Source organism: Marinobacter halodurans (assembly GCF_004327985.1).
GTDB classification, from domain to species: Bacteria; Pseudomonadota; Gammaproteobacteria; order Pseudomonadales; family Oleiphilaceae; genus Marinobacter_A; species Marinobacter_A halodurans.
The window spans coordinates 24,866-46,443 of the sequence record NZ_SJDL01000042.1 but is presented as its reverse complement, the minus strand read 5'-3'; the positions used below and the strand labels follow the sequence as shown (position 1 = coordinate 46,443).

The 21,578-nt window shown below is 63.2% G+C and carries 18 protein-coding genes; 9 read left to right on the top strand and 9 right to left on the bottom strand.

Annotated elements, in window-relative coordinates; all coding sequences use genetic code 11:
* The 3 genes from EZI54_RS20110 to EZI54_RS20100 form a co-directional block, all read right to left on the bottom strand.
* Positions 1–760 (bottom strand): hypothetical protein (locus EZI54_RS20110; protein ID WP_131483676.1); only part of this gene is annotated, 760 nt, incomplete at its 3' end.
* Between the two features lie 188 nt (positions 761–948).
* The gene (locus tag EZI54_RS20105) at positions 949–1,731 is read right to left on the bottom strand and encodes a spermidine synthase (protein WP_131483675.1); all 783 of its coding nucleotides are present in this window, start codon (positions 1,729–1,731) and stop codon (positions 949–951) included.
* Positions 1,732–1,835: 104 nt separating this feature from the next.
* The gene (locus EZI54_RS20100) at positions 1,836–2,798 is read right to left on the bottom strand and encodes an HAD-IIA family hydrolase (RefSeq protein ID WP_131483674.1); all 963 of its coding nucleotides are present in this window, start codon (positions 2,796–2,798) and stop codon (positions 1,836–1,838) included.
* 431 nt (positions 2,799–3,229) lie between these two features.
* On the opposite strand from EZI54_RS20100, the gene dctP reads away from it, so the two are divergent.
* From dctP to glcF, 7 genes are all read left to right on the top strand, one after another.
* On the top strand, positions 3,230–4,348 hold the full coding sequence (gene dctP / locus EZI54_RS20095) for a TRAP transporter substrate-binding protein DctP (RefSeq protein WP_131483673.1): 1,119 nt from the start codon (positions 3,230–3,232) through the stop codon (positions 4,346–4,348).
* A 95-nt stretch (positions 4,349–4,443) separates the two neighbouring features.
* Positions 4,444–5,157: a TRAP transporter small permease subunit gene (locus tag EZI54_RS20090; RefSeq protein ID WP_131483672.1), complete on the top strand. Its 714-nt coding sequence runs from the start codon at positions 4,444–4,446 to the stop codon at positions 5,155–5,157.
* Positions 5,154–6,704 (top strand): TRAP transporter large permease, encoded by a 1,551-nt coding sequence (locus tag EZI54_RS20085; protein WP_131483671.1) that lies wholly within the window; start codon positions 5,154–5,156, stop codon positions 6,702–6,704. The genes EZI54_RS20090 and EZI54_RS20085 overlap by 4 nt, the downstream gene beginning before the upstream one ends.
* 86 nt (positions 6,705–6,790) lie before the next feature.
* Positions 6,791–7,216 (top strand): GlcG/HbpS family heme-binding protein, encoded by a 426-nt coding sequence (locus tag EZI54_RS20080; protein ID WP_131483670.1) that lies wholly within the window; start codon positions 6,791–6,793, stop codon positions 7,214–7,216.
* Between the two features lie 71 nt (positions 7,217–7,287).
* On the top strand, positions 7,288–8,739 hold the full coding sequence (locus tag EZI54_RS20075) for an FAD-linked oxidase C-terminal domain-containing protein (RefSeq protein ID WP_131483669.1): 1,452 nt from the start codon (positions 7,288–7,290) through the stop codon (positions 8,737–8,739).
* Positions 8,739–9,803, top strand: coding sequence for a glycolate oxidase subunit GlcE (gene glcE, locus EZI54_RS20070; RefSeq protein WP_131483668.1), 1,065 nt, complete (start codon positions 8,739–8,741; stop codon positions 9,801–9,803). The genes EZI54_RS20075 and glcE overlap by 1 nt, the downstream gene beginning before the upstream one ends.
* A gap of 4 nt (positions 9,804–9,807) precedes the next feature.
* Positions 9,808–11,016 carry a glycolate oxidase subunit GlcF gene (glcF, locus tag EZI54_RS20065; protein ID WP_131483667.1) on the top strand — a complete coding sequence of 403 codons (1,209 nt, stop codon included), beginning with the start codon at positions 9,808–9,810 and terminating at the stop codon, positions 11,014–11,016.
* On the opposite strand, the gene EZI54_RS20060 is transcribed toward glcF, so the two are convergent.
* Entirely contained in the window at positions 11,017–12,423 is a 1,407-nt protein-coding gene (locus tag EZI54_RS20060; RefSeq protein WP_165495818.1) for a CHAD domain-containing protein, read from the bottom strand. It lies immediately after the preceding gene.
* Positions 12,424–12,586: 163 nt separating this feature from the next.
* Entirely contained in the window at positions 12,587–12,808 is a 222-nt protein-coding gene (locus EZI54_RS20055) for a DUF1127 domain-containing protein (protein WP_131483665.1), read from the bottom strand.
* A 394-nt stretch (positions 12,809–13,202) separates the two neighbouring features.
* On the opposite strand from EZI54_RS20055, the gene EZI54_RS20050 reads away from it, so the two are divergent.
* A complete protein-coding gene (locus EZI54_RS20050; RefSeq protein WP_131483664.1) occupies positions 13,203–13,868 on the top strand; it encodes an SDR family oxidoreductase in 666 nt (221 codons plus the stop codon).
* 20 nt (positions 13,869–13,888) lie between these two features.
* Here EZI54_RS20050 and EZI54_RS20045 read toward each other — a convergent pair whose 3' ends face one another.
* A complete protein-coding gene (locus EZI54_RS20045) occupies positions 13,889–15,649 on the bottom strand; it encodes a BMP family ABC transporter substrate-binding protein (RefSeq protein WP_165495817.1) in 1,761 nt (586 codons plus the stop codon).
* A 349-nt stretch (positions 15,650–15,998) separates the two neighbouring features.
* On the opposite strand from EZI54_RS20045, the gene EZI54_RS20040 reads away from it, so the two are divergent.
* Positions 15,999–16,427, top strand: coding sequence for an oxidoreductase (locus EZI54_RS20040; protein ID WP_131483662.1), 429 nt, complete (start codon positions 15,999–16,001; stop codon positions 16,425–16,427).
* Positions 16,428–16,436: 9 nt separating this feature from the next.
* Here EZI54_RS20040 and EZI54_RS20035 read toward each other — a convergent pair whose 3' ends face one another.
* The 3 genes from EZI54_RS20035 to EZI54_RS20025 all read right to left on the bottom strand — a co-directional run bounded on the left by EZI54_RS20035 (position 16,437) and on the right by EZI54_RS20025 (position 21,574).
* Positions 16,437–16,973 (bottom strand): response regulator, encoded by a 537-nt coding sequence (locus tag EZI54_RS20035; protein WP_131483661.1) that lies wholly within the window; start codon positions 16,971–16,973, stop codon positions 16,437–16,439.
* 5 nt (positions 16,974–16,978) lie between these two features.
* Entirely contained in the window at positions 16,979–18,313 is a 1,335-nt protein-coding gene (gene nosR, locus EZI54_RS20030; protein WP_131483660.1) for a response regulator c-di-GMP phosphodiesterase, NosR family, read from the bottom strand.
* Between the two features lie 63 nt (positions 18,314–18,376).
* Positions 18,377–21,574 (bottom strand): EAL domain-containing protein, encoded by a 3,198-nt coding sequence (locus EZI54_RS20025; protein WP_131483659.1) that lies wholly within the window; start codon positions 21,572–21,574, stop codon positions 18,377–18,379.
* Between the last annotated feature and the right edge of the window lie 4 nt (positions 21,575–21,578).

Sequence of the window (21,578 nt, the reverse complement as noted above, 5' to 3'; positions counted from 1 at the left end):
TCAGGCCGAACACCACATGCACGCCGGCATTGAAGGTCAAGGGCAGGTCCGCCGTGCTGGCATCGAGGCGGGCCGCTTCCCGGCGCTCGCGGGCGACCATGGCATCCAGTTGGGCCTGGAGTTGCTGGCGCAGTACCGCCGTCTCACCGGCCGGTGCCGGTTCGCCGAAGCGCACGTCCACCAGTGGATCCAGCAGGCCCGTCACCTGTGCCTGGCCCTGGTCGTCCAGCGTGCCGGAGCGGAAGTCATCCAGGCCGGTGACGGCAAAGGGTGCCCCGGCGACACCGCTGCCGTCTGGCCAGCGGTAGAGCAAGTCCAGCGTGCGCTGCCCGGCTTCGGCCGGGGTGCCCTGGGGTGGCGGTGGCTGGTAGGCCGGTTCGATGGCCGGGGCGAGGCTGTCACTCTGGATGGGGCGTGGGCCGAGGCCGTGGTTTGTTTGGCCCTCCCAGTAATCGTCCAGGGCGCGGGTCAATCTGGGCGGCAGGTTACCCATCACCGACTCTGACTCCGGACGCCGGTTCAGGAAGATTCCCGGGCTGGCACCGCTGGCGTCAAACAGGACCTGTTCGCCTTGCGCCAGCTGTTCCAGCAGGAGCGATGGCTTTTGGCGGGGATCCAGGTTCTCGATGGGGATGTCAGTGACAGCATGCGGGCTGAGGATCCGCTTGACGATGTCCACCGCGCTTAGGGGATGGACGAGGGTCACCAATGCGTCGGAAGAACGTGGTAACTCCTCCACGCTCGCAAGACGGTAACTCATGAACTCCAATCCTTGAGATTTTCCGGGTGCTGACGTCCTGCCAGCAATAAAACCGCACATTATCCCATTGGTGGTTACTCGGCAAGACGTCACCGCGAGCAAGGTCGTGAACGGGTGTCATCAGGCCGAAGACCCCGCGGTGCGGGCCGTTCCGGTGCGGTTCGCTGCGCTCGCCGGCACCCTACGGGTTACGCCGGAGTCTCTTCCGTACTTGAAACGCGCCTCACCTGTGGCATGAGTTTCTCCACCAGGCCCGACCAGCCAATGGGCAGCCGCTTTTCCAGTGCATCCAAAGCCGGGTCGTCGGACGGCGGAATCGTTACCGGCCGCTTACTGGCATAGATCACGTAATTGTTACTCTTGGTCCGGTACAGGAATACTTCGGCAAACAGCCGGCCCAGGTGCCGGATCAGGGTGCCGTCCCGGGCGGGGGCGAGGTGGAAGTTCAGGGCCAGCCAGCCCTCGTCGCTGAGGGCCTGGTGGCACTGGTCCACGAAGCGACGATGGGCCTGTGCGGGACTCATGCGGTCGGCGTTGTAGAGATCCGCCAGGATCAGGTCGGTGCTGCCCGGCGGTATCTTCTGCAGGGCCGGGCGGGCGTCGGAGATGGTGATCCGCACGCGCTCGTCGTCGGGCATGGCAAAGAACTCGTGGGCCACCTCGGCCACGGCGCGGCGCAATTCCACCCCGTGAATCCGGCAGTCCGGGAGCATGTGGTGCAGGGCGCTGATCATCACGCCGCCGCCCACGCCCAGCACGGTGGCATGGGTGGGCTCATGGAAGGCCAGCGGCAGGAGCATGGCCCGGTTGTATTCGTGAACCGGCAGCCATGGTTTCTTGCGGGCGATCTTGCTTTGCTCGAAGACCGAATCGAACGTCAGCACCCGGTGCTTGCGGTAGTCCAGCACGCGGACCGCGCCGAGGGCATCGAAGGTTTCGTAGGTCACACTGCCGTTGAGGCTGAACTTCATGGCCGGACTCGTGGGGAAGACAATTGCTCCTATCCTACCGGTCTTGCTGGGGCGCGCCCAGATCGGTGTCGGCCCAGGTCGGGGACATGGTGCCTTGCGTGCCTTCAGATGTGCGGAGCCACGACATCCGGCGTAATGCCCGAGCGGGTGATGCAGGCGCCGATGTCCAGGCCGCTGAGCGAGCCGTGGTCGGTCACCAGCAGCGTTCCCATGCCGGCGCTCAGGCCGCCGAGGATATCGGTGTGCAGGGTGTCGCCCACCATCAGCACGCGGGACGGGTCCGGATGCCCCAGACGCTCCAGCGCCGCCTGGAATGTGGGGGAGTAGGGCTTGCCGTAGAACACCGGCGTAATGCCGGTCCGATCCGCCAGTTGGTGGGAGAAGAAGCCCGGCTCCAGGGTCAGGCGGTCGCCGCGCGGGGCCACCAGGTCGGGGTTGGCGACTTCCAGCGGACGCGGATAGGACGCCAGGCTGGCTTCCAGCTGCGCCTGGTGATCGCGGGTCCAGTCGCGGGTGCTCAGGAAAATAAAGCCGTCGCAGCGATCCATCCGTTCGCGCAGGCTCACGTTGGGTTCGCCCTGGATGCTGAGGTAGTTGACGCCGAGGGTCTGGGGATTGGCTTCCAGCGGTGCGATCACCCCCCACAGCCCCCGGCGTGGATTGTCGGCCAGGGCCTGTTCCAGCAGCCATCGGCTTGAGATCAGCTGACCCTCCCCGATGCCAAAACCCATGCGCCGGTATTTCTCCAGCAGCCGCGCGGTGGACGCCGTGGCGGCGTTGGAGAGGATCAGGCAGGGCTTGCCCGCCTGTTGCAACTCGGCAAATCGGGTGACGGCGTGGAGCAGCGCCTGGTCGCCGATGTTGAGCACCCCGAACGCATCGAAGATAAACGCGTCGTAACGGTCAGCCAGTGGGCCCAGGGACGGCTGCATTTCCGGTGCCGTCGCTACCGCCGGGGATTCGTGCCGGGGCAGGCGATGGCGTATGCGCTCATACTCCGAAAACGCCCAGCGGGGCGTTGGGGGCATAAGGTCGTGGATGGTGCTGATGGTGTCTGATGACGTCATGAATGCAGAACTGCCTGTCTGAGCGGTCGATCGGCCATTCCCTGGTCCGGATTCCGTCATTCCCGACGGAAATCGGGGCTTGCCGCAAGCATTGTCCTTCACTGTAGCCTGAATCGATAACGCTGTCTCGGGGGCGACCTTTGGACCCTCCTGGCCCGGCCCTTCCTTAGACTATTGGATGAGGCCGGTCCGGCGCTGAAATGGTTTTTCGATCAATGGATTAGGCGTGTCCGGAAGAATAAGGGCTGCAACAGTGTTTATTTATTGATCAAAATCTGGACGAAATTCGAATCTGTGACGATATTCAAATCAGACCGGGATGATGTGGCATTCGCCACTCGATGACGACCTGCGCAAGTGTCATCCGGGTCTGAAGTGCCTCGTGGAAGGGTGATGAACCCGACAAGAACAAAGATGCTGGAGACCGAACAATGAGCACACGTGACAGCGGTATCGACCGAAAGGCCGCGGGTATTCGCCGTGGTCTCCTGAAGACCCTCGCCATAGCCACCACGTTTGCGGGGGCGTCATTCCTGACAACCACCGTTGTGGCGGCTACCACCTGGAAGATCCAGTCCGTCTGGGATGCGGGTACGGTGGGCTACTCCCTGTTCGAGGAGTGGTGCAACAGCATGGAGAAGAAGAGCGGCGGTGAGCTGGTCTTCAAGTGCTTCCCGGCCAAGGCGGTGGCGGCGGACAACAACGCGTTGTTCGAAGCCGTGCGCAATGGCGTACTCCAGGGGATGAACCCGTTCACCCTGTACTGGTCGGGCAAGATCCCGGCGTCGGTGTTCCTCTCGTCCTATCCCGGCGGCCCGGATCAGCCGCACCAGTGGGACACCATGTTCTATTCGCTGGGCATGCTGGAAATGACCCGGGACATCTACAGGAAATACGGCCTGTTCTACGTGGGCCCGATCCAGCATGACGCCAACATCATCCACTCCAAGAAGCCGGTCAGCAGCCTGGACGACCTCAAGGGCATGAAGATCCGGGTCCCGGGCGGCATGGTGGCCGAGGTGTTCCAGCAGTTTGGCGTGTCCACGGTCAGCCTGCCGGGTTCGGACATCTTCCCGGCGCTGGAGAAGGGCACCATCGACGCCGCGGATTACGTAGGACCGGCGGTGAACTACGAACTGGGCTTCTCCCAGGTGACCGACTACATCCTGTTTGGCCCGCCGGGCGTGATGTCCATCTACCAGCCGGTGGACCTGATGGACCTGACCATCAACCTGCGCGCCTGGAACAACCTCAAACCGGAGCTCCAGCAACTGGTTGAGGACGAGCTGCGTATCTACTCCCAGAAACACTACCTGACCATCCAGAAGCGCAACATCGAGGCCATGGAGAAATTCAAGGCCGATGGCAACACCGTTTCACGTCTCAGCCAGGACGACCTGAAGCGCTTCCGGAAGGCGGCCATTCCCATCTGGTTCCGCTGGGCCAACAAGGACGATGACGCCCGCAAAGTCTTCGATCTCCAGGTCAAATACATGGAGAACGAGATTATGGGCTACCTGAGCCCGGAAGACCTCAAGGGTATGGAATAGACCCCTCCAGGGGCGTTGAATCGGGGTAGGCGCCGCCTTTCCCCATTGGCCCCCGGGTCATCCCCGGGGGTTTTTGGCGTGTTGCGGGGTGAAGTATGTCCGACGAACTGGACGGTTTCGGTTTTGTGTTGCCCCACTGGCTGTACTGGGGCTGGCTGGCCGTGATGCCGCTGCTGCTGATGGCGCTGGATCGCTGGCACAGGAAGCGCAAGGGGGCGGTCGCGGAGGAATCCGTCCGCATCCCGGGCGAGGGGCAGGATGCCGAGGACACGGTCTATACCCGGCACCCGGATGCGGGGGTGAACGGGTTTACCCGGGCGATCGACTGGATCAGCGAGCACTCGGGCGTCTTTGTGGCGTTCTGGACCGTCAACGCCGTGTGCTTCTACTTCTTCGAAGTGGTCATGCGTTACATCTTCAACATGCCCACCATCTGGGTGCACGAAGCCAGCTTCCTGTTGCTGGGCATGCAGTACCTGCTGGCGGGCGCCTTCGCCCTGCTGCACGGCGCCCACGTGCGGGTCGACGTGCTCTACAACCTGCTGCCGGAACGGGGCCAGGTAGGCATGGACATCTTCACCTCCATGTTCTTCTTCATGTTCGCGCTGGTGCTGGCGATTACCTCCTGGACCTTCTTCCAGAACAGCTACGCCATGCATGAAACCACCGTGGAAACCTGGGGCATCCAGTACTACCCGGTGAAGTTCATGATGCTGCTGGGCGCCATCCTGATCCTGCTGGCGGGACTGTCCAAGCTGATCAAGGACATCGCCCTGTTTGTCCGCCTGGGTAAGGAGGGTCGTGCATGAGCGTCAACACCGCCAAACCCGATACCGCCGGCAGCACCATGAAAACGCTGTTCGGCCAGCTCGGCACCTGGCTGATGATCGTCGCCACGGTGGCGCTGGGTTTCATCATCGTGGTCGAGACCATCAACATCCTGTTCTACGACCCTTACGGCGACGAGTACTTCCTGTTCCGGCTGGCCGGCAGTCTCTATGGCATCGGCATCGGACCGCTGACCTACCTGATGTTCGGCTCGCTGCTGGTGGCGCTGATGATGGGGCTGCCGCTGGCGTTCGTCACCGGCGGCCTGGGTGTCGCGTTCATCTACCTGGTGGGCGATTCGCTGATGCTCAACATCGTGCCCAGCCGCATCTTCCCGATGATGACCAACTCGGACCTGGCCGCCATCCCGCTGTTCATCTTCATGGCGTCGATGCTGGAGCGGGCCGGGTTGATCGAGGAAATGTTCAACGTGGTCTACAAGTGGATGGGCGGGCTCAGCGGTGGCCTGGCGTCGGCCACCATCCTCGCCTCGACCATCCTCGCGGCCATGGTGGGCGTCATCGGTGCCGCGGTGGTGACCATGGGCATCATTGCGCTGCCGGCCATGCTGCGGCGCGGGTACGATCACCAGATTGCGCTCGGTTCGATCATGGCCGGGGGTACCCTGGGCATCCTGATCCCACCCTCGATCCTGGCGATCCTCTACGCCGTGGTGGCGCAGCAGTCGGTGGGCGAACTCTACCTGGGTTCGGTGGTGCCGGGGCTGATGCTGTCCGGGATGTACATCGCCTACGTGCTGATTCGCACCGCCATCAATCCCAAACTGGGGCCGCCGATAGCGAAGGAGGAGCGGATTTCCCTCAAGGCAAAGCTGCTGTTGCTGAAGGACCTGATTGCGCCGTTCATCCTGGTGGCGCTGGTGCTGGGGCTGCTGTTCGGCGGCATCGCCACGCCGGTGGAGGCGGCCGGTATCGGCTCGTTCGGCGCCATGGTGGTGGCGGCCATGCACAAGTCCTTCTCCATCCAGACCCTCAAGGAAGCGTCCATCACCACCGCCAAGGCCTCGGCCATGGTGCTGTGGATCATGTTCGGCGCCTCGGTGTTCGTGGGGTTCTACATCCTCCAGGGTGGCCAGGAGTTCATCACCAATGCCATCCTGGGCACCGGACTGTCGTCCTACGGCATCCTGTTCCTGCTGATGGCCCTGTTGGTGATCCTGGGGATGTTCCTGGACTGGGTCGGCATCCTGCTGCTGGCGGTGCCCATCTTCATTCCCATCGTGAAGTCGTTGACCTTCGAGGGCCTGTTCGGCTTGCCGGCGGTACCGGGGGAAGACGTGGTGCTCTGGTTTGGTGTGCTGTACCTGGTGAACATGCAGATGTCCTTCCTCAGCCCGCCGTTCGGCTACGCCCTGTTCTACATCCGGGGCGTCTGCCCGCCGGAGATTTCCATGGCGGCCATTTTCCGTTCGTCGCTGGTGTTCCTCGGGCTGCAATGCCTGGGACTGGTGCTGTGCATCCTGTTCCCGGCGATCATTACCTGGCTGCCGGACAGGGTCTATGGGTAAAGCCACCCGATGAAAGTCGCATGGCCGATGCGGGGCGCCCCCGGTTATAACCGGGGAAGTCCTCAACCGGTAAAAGGAGATCCCACATGCTTACCCTGAAACGCCTGGATAGTGCCGATGCCCGCCTGCTGATCGAAGGTGCCGCCGAGAAGGCGCGCGCGATCGGCGTGCCCATGTGCATCGCCATCACCGATGAGTCCGGCAACCTGGTGGCGTTCGAACGTATGGACGGCGGCAAGACCTCCAGCGTGATCATCGCCCAGGACAAGGCCTACACCGCGGCCGCCGCGCGCAAGGCCACCCATGAGTACAACGCCGCCAACGTGCCCGGCCAGTTGGCCTTTGGCATCCATACCGAGGTGGGCGGTCGTATCAGTTCCGTCGGCGGCGGCCTGCCAGTAACCGTTGACGGTGAAGTCGTCGGCGGTATCGGCCTGAGTTCCGGCACCCCGCAGCAGGATATGGAGTGCGCCCAGGCCGGGCTGGATCATTTCCTCGCAAAACGGGGTTGATCCGTCAGTCACACCGGGCATAACTTAGAATAACGACAAGAAGTCGGTCCGATCGGACCGGGAGAGAGATCATGTCCACACCCACGATCGATCGTGCTGAGCTGGCGCGCCAGTTCCGCACGTTTATCGATCCGGCGTTTGTCATCGAGGATGACGAAACCATCCGCCCCTACGAATGCGACGGCCTGTCCATGTACTGCGAGATGCCGTGGCTGGTGGTGCTGCCGGAGACCGTCGAGCAGGTGCAGCAGGCCATGCGCCTGTGCCAGGAACACAAGGTACCGGTGGTGGCCCGCGGCGCCGGGACTGGCCTGAGCGCCGGCGCCATGCCCTATGCCGAGGGCGTGGTGCTGTCGCTGGCCAAGTTCAACCGCATCCTGGAAATCGACCCGCTGGCCCGCACCGCGCGCCTGCAGCCCGGTGTCCGCAACCTGGCCATCAGTGAGGAAGCGGCCCAGTACGGCCTCTACTACGGGCCGGATCCCTCGTCGCAGATTGCCTGCACCATTGGTGGCAACGTCGCCGAGAACTCCGGCGGCGTCCACTGCCTCAAGTACGGGCTGACCGTCCACAACATCCTCAGTGTCGAGATGGTCACCGTCGAGGGCGAGAAGCTGGTGGTGGGTAGCGATGCGCTGGACGGCTGCGGCATGGACATGCTGGCGCTGATGACCGGTTCCGAGGGCCTGCTGGGGATCGTCACCGAAGTGAAGGTCAAGCTGCTGCCCAAGCCGGAGCAGGCCCAGGTGGTCATGGCCGGGTTCGATTCGGTGCAGAACGCCGGCGATGCGGTCGGTGGCGTTATCGCCCACGGCATCATTCCGGGCGGGCTGGAAATGATGGACGGCTTTGCCATCGTTGCCGCCGAGGACTTTGCCCAGGCCGGCTATCCCCGCGACGCCGCGGCCCTGCTGCTGTGCGAAGTGGACGGGACCGCCGAGGAAGTGCAGGAACACATCGAGCAGGCGAGCAACCTGTTCCGGTCCTTCGGCGCGACCTCTATCCGTGTCTCCCAGAGCGAGGAGGAGCGGGCGTTGCTCTGGAAAGGTCGCAAGTCGGCGTTCCCGGCGGTGGGCCGGATCTCGCCGGACTATTACTGCATGGACGGCACCATTCCCCGGCGCCACCTGGCCTACGTGCTGACGGAAATGCAGAAGATGTCCGAGCATTACGGCCTGCGCGTTGCCAACGTGTTCCACGCGGGCGACGGTAACATGCACCCGCTGATCCTGTTCGATGCCAATGTGCCCGGTGAGTTTGAGCGCACCGAGGAGTTCGGCGGCGCCATCCTGGCCATGTGCGTGAACGTGGGCGGCTGCATCACCGGCGAGCACGGCGTGGGCGTGGAGAAAATCCGCCAGATGGCGATCCAGTTCGACGACCTGGAACTGGCCCAGTTCCACGCCCTCAAGGCGGCCTTCGATCCGGACGGCCTGCTGAACCCGGGCAAGGGCGTGCCCGCCCTGCGCCATTGCCAGGAATACCGGTCCCTGGAACACAAAGCCCACACGGCGGAGGCCTGATGGCGGACAAGACCCAAGCCCTGCAACAGCAGGTGTACGCGGCGTTGGCCGAAGAGCGCAAATTGTCGATCGTCGGTGGTGGCAGCAAAGCCTTCATGGGCCGCCAGACCGATGTGGAAACCACGCCGCTGAACCTGTCCGAGCACACCGGCATCGTCGACTACCAGCCGGTGGAGCTGGTGCTGACCGTCCGCGCCGGCACGCCGTTGAAAGAGATTGATGCGGCCCTGGCGGAACACAACCAGTGCCTGTCGTTCGAGCCGCCGCACTTCTCGGCCCGCAGCACCATCGGCGGCACGCTGGCCTGCAACCAGTCCGGCCCCGGGCGGCCCTGGACCTATTCCGTGCGGGACCAGGTGCTGGGCCTGCGGTTGATCAACGGCAGGGCCGAGCACCTGCATTTTGGTGGCCAGGTCATGAAGAACGTGGCCGGGTATGACGTCTCGCGCCTGCAGGCCGGCGCCATGGGCTGCCTGGGCGTGATCACCGAGATCAGCCTCAAGGTGATGCCGCGGCCGGCCTCGAGCCTGACACTGGTCCTGGCCATGGGGCTCGACGACGCCATACCCTACATGAACCGGCGCGCCGGTGAGCCGAAACCCCTGACCGGCGCCTGCTGGTTCGACGGCAAGCTGTACCTGCGGCTGGCCGGCGCCCAGTCGGCGGTCGAAGCCACCGCCCACTACTGGGACGGCGATGTGCTGGAAGATGCCGGCAACGTCTGGGCCGCGCTGCGCGACCAGCGTCTGGATTTCTTTGCCGGCGACACCCCCCTGTGGCGCTTTTCGGTGAACAGCACTGCAGCCAATCCGCCGCTGGACGGCAACTGGCTGGTGGACTGGGGCGGCGCCCAGCGCTGGTACCGGGGCGTGGGCACCATGGCCGACATGGAGCCCCTGGCGGAGGCCGCCGGCGGGCAGGTGAGCCTGTTCCGCGGCGGGGACCGCAGCGGTGAAGTCATGCACAGCCAGGCCCAACCGATGCAGCAGATCCAGCAGCGTCTGAAGCAGGCCTTCGATCCCGACGGCGTGTTCAATCCCGGTCGACTCTACAGCTGGTTGTAACGTTATGCAGACCAATCTCGTCAAGGAATTCGCCAACACCACCGAGGGCCAGGAGGCCGAAGCCATCCTGCGGGCCTGCGTGCACTGCGGCTTCTGTACCGCCACCTGCCCCACCTATCAGGAACTGAACGACGAGCGGGACGGCCCGCGCGGCCGCATCTACCTGATGAAGCAGTTCCTCGAAGGCAACGAAGTGACGGAGAGGACCCGCACCCACCTGGACCGTTGCCTGACCTGCCGCAGTTGTGAGACCACCTGCCCGTCGGGGGTGCAGTATGGCCGACTGGTGGACATCACCCGCGGCCTGGTGGATCAGAAGCTCGAACGCCCCCGTCGCGAACGCCTGATTCGCTGGGCGTTGCGCACCATCGTGCCCCGGCAGGCGCTGTTCACGCCGCTGCTGGCCCTGGGGCAGCTGTTCCGGCCGATGTTGCCGGCCGCCCTGCGCGGCAAGGTCCCGCCCCGGCAGACCACCCGACCCTGGCCCGCCGCCCGGCACGAACGGGTGGTGATCGCCCTGGCCGGCTGCGTGCAGTCGGCGGCGACGCCCAACACCAACGCGGCGGCGGCGCGGGTGCTGGATCGACTGGGGATTTCGCTGATTGAAGCGTCGGAAGCGGGCTGCTGTGGCGCCATCAACTACCACCTGTCCGCCCATGACGACGGCCTGGACGACATGCGCCGCAACATCGATGCCTGGTGGCCGATGATCGAGGGCGGGGCGGAAGCCATCGTCATGACCGCCTCCGGTTGCGGCGCCATGGTGCAGGACTACGGGCACCTGCTGCGGGACGATCCGGACTACGCCCACAAGGCGGCGCGCATCAGTGCCCTGACCCGGGACCTGGGCGAGTTCCTGCTGCAGGAGGATCTCTCGACCCTGCGTCCGGCCGGCGAGCCGGGCAAGGTGGCGGTGCACTGCCCCTGCACCCTGCAACATGCCATGAAGCAGAACGGGGTGACGGAGCAGGTGCTGCGCAAGGTGGGTATCGATCTGGCGGAAACCCGTGACAGGCACCTGTGCTGCGGGTCGGCCGGGACCTACTCCATCCTCCAGCCGGAAATGAGCCAGCGCCTGCTGGGCAACAAGCTCAAGGCCCTGACCATCGATAACCCGGATCGCATCGTGACCGCCAATATCGGTTGCCAGCTGCACCTGGGCAGCAAGGCCGACCGGCCCGTGCAGCACTGGATCGAGTTGCTGGACCGCTGATCAGACGCCAATCGTTCGCGCCCTGCCGGTCCGGGTGACCGGCTCGGGCGCATCGATCACGTCCAGGGTGAGGATGCGCTGACGATCCGCCTGCTTCTGGCCCGACAGACGTTCGGCCAGCGACGACAGCCTGCCTTCCGGATCGGCTTCCTGCTGATACGCCAGCATGAGGGACAGCTGCACCTGCCGGTCCTGGAAATTCCCCAGTATGGTCTGGCGCTGCTTCAGGTCCTTGCGAAAGGCCGCCGGCAGGGCGCGGTCGAGGTCCGCCAGATAGCGGATCCGTTTGAGGCATTTACGCAGCCGGTGAAAGTCCTCGTCCGGCGACAGGTCGGACAGGGCCACCAGCCTTGCGTTGTGATCGGCGATGCGGGCATCCAGCGCTTCGCGGATGCGGTGCTTGTCCTGGCTACCGAGAATCGCTTCCAGGCGTCTGGAGTGCAGGAAATCCTGCAGCGCTTCCCGGTCATCCCGGTATTCCCGCGTGTCGATGTGCCGGGCGAACGCCGCCTGGGCCGCCCGCTGGCGCTCCCGGAACGCGCCCACAGCGCCGCTGGCCTGCAGGGCGTCCTGGAATTCGGCATCGCCCAGCCAGTCCGCCAGGGCTTCGTTGAAGACGTCCAGGTCGCGCAGCGCGCTGGTGGCCCGGGCCTGTCGCCGCAGTCGTTTGATCGGGGCCTTCAGGGCCTTGTCGCCGGACAGCGCAAACAGGGTTTCCAGCACGGCGCGGACCTTGCGGATGATGATCCGGTACTGGTGCAGGAATTCCGGGTCGAATCCCAGGGCGGCCGGCGATTCCAGGGTTTCCAGGCGGTCCATCAGGTGTGGCAGGGACAGGCCCAGGTTGCGCAGGCTGGTGCCGTTGGCCTTCTTGCCCGGGTCGCCCGACTGCTTGCGCTGGAATTCCGTGTAGCTGACCCAGGCCGGTTTCAGGCAGGTCGCCAGGGCGCCGGTCTCGGGTTCGATGTCCCTCCAGTGCTGGATGGGCAGCAGGATATGGACACAGCCGCCGGTGGGCAGGGTGCCGATGGGGTGTCGCAGGAGGCGGTTGGCGAGTTCCAGCAGCGCCGGATTGTGGCCGACCAGGGTAATGGCCGACTTGTCACGGCGTTTGCGCAGCCACTTCCAGAGCACGTCGCCGCTGAAGGTGTAGAGTCGGGATTTGAACGTGATCCGCTGCGCCAGTGACGGCTCATCCAGGATCGCCAGCATGCCCTCGACGGTTTTTCGGGTACGCAGGGCATTGCTGGCATAAACCGCGCCGTCAAAGGCGCCAATTCCCTGCAGGGCCGGCGCCATCACCGTCAGCTGGCGCTGCCCGCGTTTATTGAGCGGGCGCTCCCAGTCCTCGAGCGAGGCATCGGACCAACTGGATTTGCCGTGCCGAATCAGGAAGAGATGCTTCATCGATGTTTTGGAATCCGTCATGTAGGCATGAGTCTAACATGCTCCATATGACGGCGGTGTTGCAGCGGCTTTCGGTGAACACCCGTCGCATCTGCGGGCTATGGCAAAAAACGGGATGGCCGGAGGGCCATCCCCAATCGCCGGGTTCGGGGCTGTCCACCGGCTACTCTTCCCAGAACGGCTTGTTCAGTTCCCGTTGCAGATCGCCCGGCTCGAGCCCGATATCCCGCTCCATACGCGCCAGCCATTCGGGGCTCGCAGCGCCGAACTCACGGCGCTGCGAGTGGCGGGTGGCAAGGCGTTTTTTCCAGCGGCGAAGCCGGGTCAGGGCCCGCGGGGCGGGCCAGTGAAACTTGCGGAACTTGAACGTCAGGATGCTTTGCATGGCAGTGTCCTCCCGGTGCCGTGGCGACGGTGATCGCCGATCCGTTCCATGCATCCTAGGCAAGTCGGGAAAACTGCGGAATCCATTAATTTTTCACGCACCGTTCAGAAAACCTGAACGCGCAACGCCGCTCTGCGGCATACTTGGGGAAAGCGCTCCTGCCATGCTGCCGTGGTCGCCGCAGGCGGCTTCCCGAGCTGGCGGTGTTCGTACACCCGGTCCAGGACCGGTGGAGTGGGGCGCCGATGGCGCCGGGCACACTGCGCGAAACAACCGCCGGTATGCCTGACCCATCCTGAACTCCTGTTCATTTGTTACGCCTTTGCTTGGCGCCGGACGATGCGCTGTTATATGGTCCCGCCAATAACAACGTTCTATCGGGAGAGGGACTCTTATGTTGCGTGTATTGATTACTGGCGCCAACCGCGGGGTTGGACTGGAGCTGGCGCGGTATTACGCGCGCCACGAGTGGGCTGTGACCGGCGTCTGCCGAAGTGCGTCCGACGAACTGAAGGATGTGGCCGACCAGGTGGTGGAAGGCGTTGATGTGACGACCGACGAGGGCGTCGCCCGCATTGTCGAGGCGGTGAAGCAGACCGATGGCATCGACCTGCTGATCAATAACGCCGGGGTATTGCAGGACGAGGTACTGGGCAGCATCGACTACGACTCCCTGCGCTTGCAGATGGAAGTCAACGCATACGCGCCGCTACGGATCAGTGAAGCCTTACTGCCCTATCTGCGCGAGGGCGCCAAGATCGCCAACATCACCAGCCGCATGGGCTCAATGGCCGATAATGACTCCGGCGGACGCTACGGTTACCGGGCCTCCAAGGCGGCGCTGAATGCCTTCGGCCGTTCCCTGGCCATGGACCTGAAGCCGCGTGGCATCGCGGTGGCCCAGTTGCACCCGGGCTATGTGAAGACGCGCATGGTGAATTTCGGCGGCCTGATCACGCCGGAAGAGTCCGCTCTGGGGCTGGCGACCCGCATCGAGGCCCTGAACCTGGAGAACACCGGTTCGTTCTGGCACAGCAGTGGCGAAGAGCTGTCCTGGTAGGGGGATACTTCCGGCGGGTCCTATTCGGAGACCGTCGGAATCCGGGTGGCCTGTGCCGGGCGGTCACTGGTGAAATAGCGGTCCGCCCGGTCCCACAGGGCCACCGACTCCCGCACTTCCGAGAGCCGGTTCCACAGTTCTTCACAGAATTGCGGGTAGTTCCTGTAGAAGTTGTTACTCACCAGTAGGTAACTGGTTTCCCGACCCACGGAATCGGCCGTCTTGATCACCTCGCTCTGCAGTGTCGGGGAGTGGTCGATCAGGTAATCCGCATGCAGTGGATCGGCAACAACGGTGTTCACCCGCTCCCGCATCAGCATGCCTAACCGGCTGTTCAGGTTGTTGTTGGCGAACAGCGTTACGCCATGACGCTGAAGGTTGTCGGCGATCCGGGTGCCCGGCGGTACGCCGATGGGCATCAGCCGGTAGTCTTGTCCGGTGGGGCCGTCCTTGCGCCGGTAGACGGCGAGATCCCATTGCATCAACGCACGGCTGGCGTCGGGCTGACCGTTCACCATTGGGTAGATGGTACGGGCCTTCAGGTCGGCGTCGATGGACCGCACCAGCATGGCGTCGGCCTTGTCTTTCGACAACGTATAGCTGCCGCGGCGCAGGGGTTGGCGGTCATAATCGAACTCGACCCCCAACTGCTCGCTGGCCAGGTTGAGTGCGTCGATGAACAGGCCCGGACGCTTGTCCGCATTCGGCCCGTTCGGGTCGGTAATGTAGGGCCACTGTTCCCGGGCAGGGAGAATCACGCGCATGCGTGGTGGCTGGTGCGGTAACTGTGACTGACTGGCTACGCCGTCGTTGCTCACCACGAGGTGTCCTTTCAGGATGGCTTCCCTGGCCCGGGTGACGGCCTGACGCTGGCGTTCGCTGATCAGTGGGGCGTTATGGTTGTCCATGGCCAGGCCGACCCCGCCCTGGGCCAGTCCCAACTGTTTGACGGGCTGCCGCCAGAGCCCCCAACGCTCGCTGACCAGCGCCACGTAGACGGCACGGTCGAGATTCTTGAGTACCGAGGTCAGGACGGTGCCCGGGTACAAACCGTTCTGGTTGCTGTCCACGCCGATGGCCAGGGCGCCGGCCTCCTTCGCTGCACGCATGGCGCCCTGGCCGCTGCTGCCCGTCGCCGCAAAGAGGATGTCGCTGCCCTTTTCGAGCAAGGAGCGGGCGGCCCGGTAGGCGGCCTCGGGATCATCGAAGGGCCGGTCCGTAAGATCGGACAGGTAGAGACGCTCGACCTCGATGGTCGGGTCCACCGAAAGGGCACCGGCCATAAAGCCCGACTCGAACTCGTGGATGGCCGGAATCGGCATCCCGCCGATGAATCCCAGTTTCCCGCTCCCCGATTTGTGTGCCGCCAGCACACCGGCCAAATAGGACGCTTCCGCCTCCCGGAACAGGATGGCGTGGACATTGGGCAGGTCCAGGCTGTAGTCGATGGTGATGAAGGTGACGTCCGGGTGGGCGGCAGCCACCTCACGGACGATCTCACGGGTGTAGGTTCCCGGCGTCAGGATGGGATCGCGGCCCTCCGCCACCAGCTGTTCCAGGTAACGGCGGTAGGTGGTGGGCACGGCCGTGGCCTTGTAGACGTAATCGCAATCCTTTCGCTGGGCATAGGTCTGCACGCCCTTGAGCAACTGCTCGTTGTAGGCGTTGTCCATGACCACTTCCGAATTGAACAGGATCGCCGGCGCAAATGTCCTGGCAACCGTCAGCCCCGAACAGAGCGAGAGGGTGAGCGCCGTGATCATGGCGAGAGTGAGCTTCATCGGACTGCCTGCGTGACATTCAGCCGTCATTGTGCCCGGCAGAGGGCAGAGCATCAACGAGAGCAGGCCTGTGGGAAGGGGAAGTGCCCACGCCGATCCGTGGAATTCTTCCGCCATGACTCCTTCACCGTGGCCTGGAACTGCTATCGTATGGAAGAGAAGGTTGATACGGAACAGGACAGGCTCTAACGAAACATGCAATCCTGCGGTGACATACCGCGGAATGTCGACGGCCTCGAGAATCGAGTGGTACTGGTGGGCGTGACACCGGGTACGATGGGCTGCAATAGATCGCTGTCCATGCTCGGCGGTGCGTACCGGGAAACATACCGGTAGGGGATGGGTATTCATGAACGACCATAGCGACGTCGAGCAAAGTTTGTTTGAGGGACTTCGGGCGCTCAGCGATAGCGCGTTTCCCAAGCGTTGTGCAAACTGTGGACGAGAGTATGAGTCGCCGGATTCCTTTGTCCGGCAATCGGCGTCACTGGGGCAGGCTTCCGGCCTCAAGCAGGGATACGACGATGATGACAGCCCGATCGTCGAGCTTTTCAGGAACTGCGTCTGTGGCTCCACCCTGATGGATGTCTTCGAGGATCGCCGGGACGATTCACCGGCGGGTCAGCGCCGACGAGAGATCTTCGGCAAGCTGCTTGACCGGCTCTCTGGGCAGGGTATGGCGATCCAGGAGGCGCGGCGTGAATTGAAACGGCTTATGCGGGGTGACGAAAGTCCAGCGCTGGAAGAGATGGGGATCCATCTGAAGACACGCCGATAACGGGGGGATTCACCCGTCATCGAATTCGCCGCTCACGTCAATCAAGCCATCGTCCGTCCGGTCCACACGGGTAATGCCGGGCATTTCACTCTCAAGACGCTCAAGTTCCTGTTGCTGTCGTTTCAGGCGATCTCGCTGGCGCCGGACAATGTCGGCCAGTTGCTGGTTCTCCCTGAGCACTTCATTGAAACGCAGTGCGTTGCGAATGGTGACCAGTAACTCGTCATCGTTCCAGGGCTTCAGGAGGAAGCGATAGACCTCCGATTCATTGACCGCCTCAAGGACGCCGTCCATATCGGCTTGCCCACTCAGGACCAGGCGTAAGGCGTCGGGGTGCGTATCCTTGAACCGCTTGAGGAATTCAACGCCATTCATCTGTGGCATGCGGTAATCGGAGATAACGAGATCGACCGACTCGTCCTGAAGTTTATCCAGGGCCTGCTGCGGGTCGTCAAAGGGGAGGATCCGCCAGTCGGTTTTCCTGAACAGGCGAGTCAGGGACTTGAGGATCATGGGTTCGTCGTCGACCAGGGCTATCGTCGGCATCTTGCTTAACCTTCCTCGTTTTCGGTTTGAGTCACGTAGACCGACAGTTTCCGGCCTTCGATGCGTTCCATCTGGACCAGCTTGTCGATGATGGTCTCGCTCAACTGACCGCCGGCCGCCATGAGAAGGATGCCGGTGCGGTTGACCAGATCCCGGGTGAGCGTCATGCCGGGTACCAGTTCGATAACCCCAACCTGGCGCTCGTGGGACTGGATACGGTCGATCGTCAGCGAATGAATAAAGGGCTTCAACTGCTCGACGACCGACGGATCATAGTCGCGGCCGGCACGCTCGTTAATATGGGCATAGGCCTCGTCGGGGGAAAGCGGCTCGGCTCTGATCAGGCCGCTCTGCAGGCCGACGAAGTCCCGGGCCACCCGCAGGATGCGGGCGCCAAGTTCGATATGTTCACCTTTCAGGCCGTCCGGGTAACCGCCGCCATCGAACGATTCGTTGTGCTGGCGGATCAGGGTGCCGGAATAGGCCAGTGCCGGGATGGAGGACAGGAAGGTCTCGCCCATCTCGGGGTATTTGTGGTAGGTCTCCCAGTCCCGGTGGGTCAGGTGGACTTCCGAGCGGAGCAGAAGATCATCGGGCAGGTTGAGCTTGCCCAGTTCGTGCATCAGGCCCGCGTAGTAGATGTAGGTGACCTGGGCGGTCTCCAGCTCCAGTTGGGTGGCGATATCACGGGCCAGGTCGGCGACCAGCCGGGACTGCCCCTTGATCAGTTGGGGGCGGCTGCTGATGACGCTGGAAAAGACCCGGACGAAACTGTCGTAACTCCGCTGCAACTGGCCGAAGGCCTTCTTGACCATGGCGGATTTTTTCCTCACTTCCGCCGTGCGGGCTTCCACCCGGCTCTCCAGTTCATCATTCAGTTGTTGCAGCGACCGGTTCTGCTCCCGTGTCTTGTCGATCAGGCGCTTTTTCTCGCGCTCCAGCCGGCGAATCCGGAGCCCCTCATCGATCGCCTCCAGCAGCGCTGTTTCGTCCCAGGGCTTGCTGATGTAGCGATTGATGCCGCCGAGATTCAGGGCGTCGATGGCGGCATTCATGTCGGCGTGGCCCGTCAGCAGGAATCGGACACTGAACGGCCAGCGCCGCTTCACCTCGGCCAGGAACGCCGCGCCGTCCATTTCCGGCATGCGCATGTCCGAGATGATCAGGTCGATGTTGTGGGTCTCCAGGATCGACAGCCCCTCCCGGGCATTCTGGGCAAAGTAGCAGTCGTAGTCCTGCTTGCGCATCATGCGGCGCAGCGAGCTCAGGATGGGGGCTTCGTCGTCGACGAAGAGAATGCGGAAGACCGGCGCTGCTGTCTGGGTTTCAGTGTGTTCCATGCTCTGGATCTCAACGGCGTGGGGGCGCTGGCATGCCGGAAACGGTCGTTATGATGTCCATCGTTACTGAAACTCCTCGGCATGTTGCTCTGCAGCGTGATGACGGAATGCCTGACGAATGTTGCTGCGGATCTGTTCGTCATCCCAGGGCTTGGTCAGGAACTTGTAGATCGCGCCCTCGTTGATGGCGTCGGTGATCGACTTGAGATCGGTGTAGCCGGACAGCACGATGCGAATGGTGTTCGGGTAGATATCCTTGACCTCGCTGAGAAACTCGGTGCCTGACATCTCCGGCATGCGCTGGTCGGAGATAATGACCTGCACGTCATTCTCGGCAAGCAGGGCAAAGGCTTCCCGCGCGTTGGTGGTTGACAGGATCCGGTAGCCGTCCCGACGCAGCAGGCGTGTCAGGGCGCGGATGATATTCTGCTCGTCGTCCAGTATCAGCAGTGTCCGCTCCGGCTCCGCGTCCCGGGGGGGCTGAACGCTCTTTCCCGACAACTGGAGCAGTGATTCCAGTTCGTCGATCGGCACCGGGTAGGACAGGTGATAGCCCTGCAACAGGTCACACTCGTTGCGGCGAAGGAAGTTGGCATGGGCTTCGGTCTCAACCCCTTCGGCAACCACCGCCAGTCCCAGGTGGTGGGACATGGAGATGACCCCCAGTGTGATTGCGGCATCCTGGCTGTCGCTGATGACGTCCTTGATGAAGGCCCGGTCGATTTTCAGCTTTGAGGCGGGCAGCATCTTGATGTAGCTGAGGCTGGAAAACCCGGTTCCAAAGTCGTCGATGGTCACCTTCACGCCCATGGAGGACAGCTCGTTCAGGGTGTCGATGACCCGCTGCTTGTCGCCAATCAGGACAGATTCGGTGATTTCGATCTCCAACTGATCTGCCGGGAGCCCGGTCTTCTCCAGCACGGCCTGCACCGACGCGGCGAAATTGTCCTGCTGCAGCTGGAGCGGTGAGGCGTTGACGGACACCGCATGCTGGGTGTGGCCGTTATCCATCAGTCGTTTGTTGTCGGTACAGGCCTGTTCCAGTACCCAATGGCCGATACGAATGATCTGGCCGGTCTCTTCCGCAAGCGGAATGAACTGTCCCGGCGCGACCAGGCCCTGCTCAGGGTGCTGCCAGCGAATCAGGGCCTCGGAGCTGACGATCTTGCCGGTACGACTGTCCACCTCGGGCTGGTAGTGAAGGATCAACTGCCCCAAATCGATGGCCTTCTCCAGCTCGTTGCGCAGGGTGACGCGCTTGTTGGCTTCATCGTTCAGGTCGGAGGTATACCATTGGTAGGTGTTCATCCCCTTGCGTTTGGCCTGGATCATGGCCATGTCGGCTTGCTGCACCAGGGCCATGGGGTCGTCCCGGTTCTTCTGGCTGCTGGCGATCCCGGCGCTCGCTGTCAGGTGCAGGTTATGGTCCTGGACCTGGTAGGGCTGGGCGAGTCTGGCCAGTATTTTCTCCACAATGCCGACCACATCCGAAGGCAAGGCCAGGTCGGGCAACAGCACCACGAACTCGTCACTCCCCAGGCGGGCCACCGTATCGCCAGCCCGGGTGAGTTGGCTGAGGCGTTTGCCCACCTCGACGAGAACCCGATCGCCGACCGGGTGCCCCAGTGAATCGTTGATGAGCTTGAACCCGTCCATGTTGATGGAGACGACGGCCAGCGTCCGCTTGTGCCTTTCCGCGAACTGCAGCCCCTGTTCCATCCGGTCGGCCAGTAGCGACCGGTTGGGCAGACCGGTCAGTACGTCGTGGCTGGCGTTGTAGGCGATGGTCGACTCCGCGTCCCTGTGCGCGGAGATATCGCTCTGGACACCGATGAAATGGCGGATCTCTCCGCTCTCATCGGTCACCGGGGCGACGTAGAGATCGTTCCAGAATGGCGTGCCGTCCTTGCGGTAGTTGCGCAGGACAAGGCGGATTTCCTGCCGGCTGTCGAGTGCCTTGCGGATTTCCGCCACCTTTTCCGGCTCGGTGTCCGGCCCCTGCAGGAGCCGACAGTCCCGGCCCTCGACCTCGTCCTGGGTATAGCCCGTGATGGCCTCGAAGGCGGGGTTCACATAGATGATCGGATTATTCCGGGGGCCCGCCTCGGCAATCACGATCCCGTTGGAGGAGGACTCGATACTGCGGGTCAGTAACCGCATCCGCTCCTGGTTCTTGATGCGGTCGGTCATGTCTCGCAGCGTCACGATGCTGGCGGACACGCCATTCCACTGCGTCCGGGAGGTCTGGATGTCCGTCCATTTCGATACCCCGGCTTCCTCGCCCAGGTTCAGGATGGTCGGTGCCGGTTCGTCGGGCGCCGGAAGTTGCCCAGGCAGGCGGATGTCCTCCGCCCGGGTGGTGTGGAAGAGGGCATGCGCCGATTTGTTGGCAAAAAGTACCGACCGGTTCTGGTCGATGACCACAACGGCATCCCGCAGATCGGTCAGCAGCTTGAGATAGGCTTCCTCGCTTTCCCGGGCCTTGCGGGACGCCTCAATGCGGGGGGAGACGTCCGTCAGCATCAACAGGTGGGCTGGTCCCTGATCCAGCACGACGGAATGCTCGGTGATCTCGACGTAGAACGGGCTGCCATCCTGCCTTCGATGGATTTCAAGGCGAGTGCCACTCTTGGGGCAAAAGCCAGACAGGGCCGGATCCGACGTCAGCGGTGACTGGTCATCGGCCACCAGCGCGCTGAACGGCTGTTGTTCCAGATCGGGTAAAGACGATCCGTAAAGTTCGGCGCCCGCGGCATTGAGCGCGATAATGGCGTTCGATTCCGCGTCGACCAGGCACAGGGGTTCCGGGTTGGCATCAAAAAGAAACCGGTAGCGTGCTTCGCTGACTTCCAGTTGGGCCCTGTGTTGCGCCCGCTCGACGGCATAGTGAATACTCCGGGCCATGCCCAGGCCATCGACGTCGCCCTTGACGAGGTAGTCGGCGGCTCCCAGCTCCACCGCATGCAGGTCCAGCTCCGTATCCCCCTGTCCGGTCAGGAGTATGGCCGGCGTACGACTGCCTTGACCCCGGGCCGCCTGAATCAGATCGATACCCGAGTCGGGACCGAGGCGCAGGTCCACCAGCGCCACATCGTAGTCGTTGTCGCTCAGTGCGGCCAGGCCGTCCGTGAAATGGCGCTTCCAGTCCAGGGACCACGCGACTTCCAGCCCTTCGGAAAGCAGGTCCCGTGTAATGAGGACATCATCCTCATCGTCCTCGATCAGCAGGATATGCAGTGTTGCTTGAGGAATGGCTGCCATTGGC

Coding starts and splice junctions, on each gene's coding strand:
- EZI54_RS20105 (WP_131483675.1), bottom strand. CDS start 1,731: ATGAAGTTCAGCCTCAACGGCAGTGTGACCTACGAAACCTTCGATGCC.
- EZI54_RS20100 (WP_131483674.1), bottom strand. CDS start 2,798: ATGACGTCATCAGACACCATCAGCACCATCCACGACCTTATGCCCCCA.
- dctP (WP_131483673.1), top strand. CDS start 3,230: ATGAGCACACGTGACAGCGGTATCGACCGAAAGGCCGCGGGTATTCGC.
- EZI54_RS20090 (WP_131483672.1), top strand. CDS start 4,444: ATGTCCGACGAACTGGACGGTTTCGGTTTTGTGTTGCCCCACTGGCTG.
- EZI54_RS20085 (WP_131483671.1), top strand. CDS start 5,154: ATGAGCGTCAACACCGCCAAACCCGATACCGCCGGCAGCACCATGAAA.
- EZI54_RS20080 (WP_131483670.1), top strand. CDS start 6,791: ATGCTTACCCTGAAACGCCTGGATAGTGCCGATGCCCGCCTGCTGATC.
- EZI54_RS20075 (WP_131483669.1), top strand. CDS start 7,288: ATGTCCACACCCACGATCGATCGTGCTGAGCTGGCGCGCCAGTTCCGC.
- glcE (WP_131483668.1), top strand. CDS start 8,739: ATGGCGGACAAGACCCAAGCCCTGCAACAGCAGGTGTACGCGGCGTTG.
- glcF (WP_131483667.1), top strand. CDS start 9,808: ATGCAGACCAATCTCGTCAAGGAATTCGCCAACACCACCGAGGGCCAG.
- EZI54_RS20060 (WP_165495818.1), bottom strand. CDS start 12,423: ATGAAGCATCTCTTCCTGATTCGGCACGGCAAATCCAGTTGGTCCGAT.
- EZI54_RS20055 (WP_131483665.1), bottom strand. CDS start 12,808: ATGCAAAGCATCCTGACGTTCAAGTTCCGCAAGTTTCACTGGCCCGCC.
- EZI54_RS20050 (WP_131483664.1), top strand. CDS start 13,203: ATGTTGCGTGTATTGATTACTGGCGCCAACCGCGGGGTTGGACTGGAG.
- EZI54_RS20045 (WP_165495817.1), bottom strand. CDS start 15,649: ATGAAGCTCACTCTCGCCATGATCACGGCGCTCACCCTCTCGCTCTGT.
- EZI54_RS20040 (WP_131483662.1), top strand. CDS start 15,999: ATGAACGACCATAGCGACGTCGAGCAAAGTTTGTTTGAGGGACTTCGG.
- EZI54_RS20035 (WP_131483661.1), bottom strand. CDS start 16,973: ATGCCGACGATAGCCCTGGTCGACGACGAACCCATGATCCTCAAGTCC.
- nosR (WP_131483660.1), bottom strand. CDS start 18,313: ATGGAACACACTGAAACCCAGACAGCAGCGCCGGTCTTCCGCATTCTC.
- EZI54_RS20025 (WP_131483659.1), bottom strand. CDS start 21,574: ATGGCAGCCATTCCTCAAGCAACACTGCATATCCTGCTGATCGAGGAC.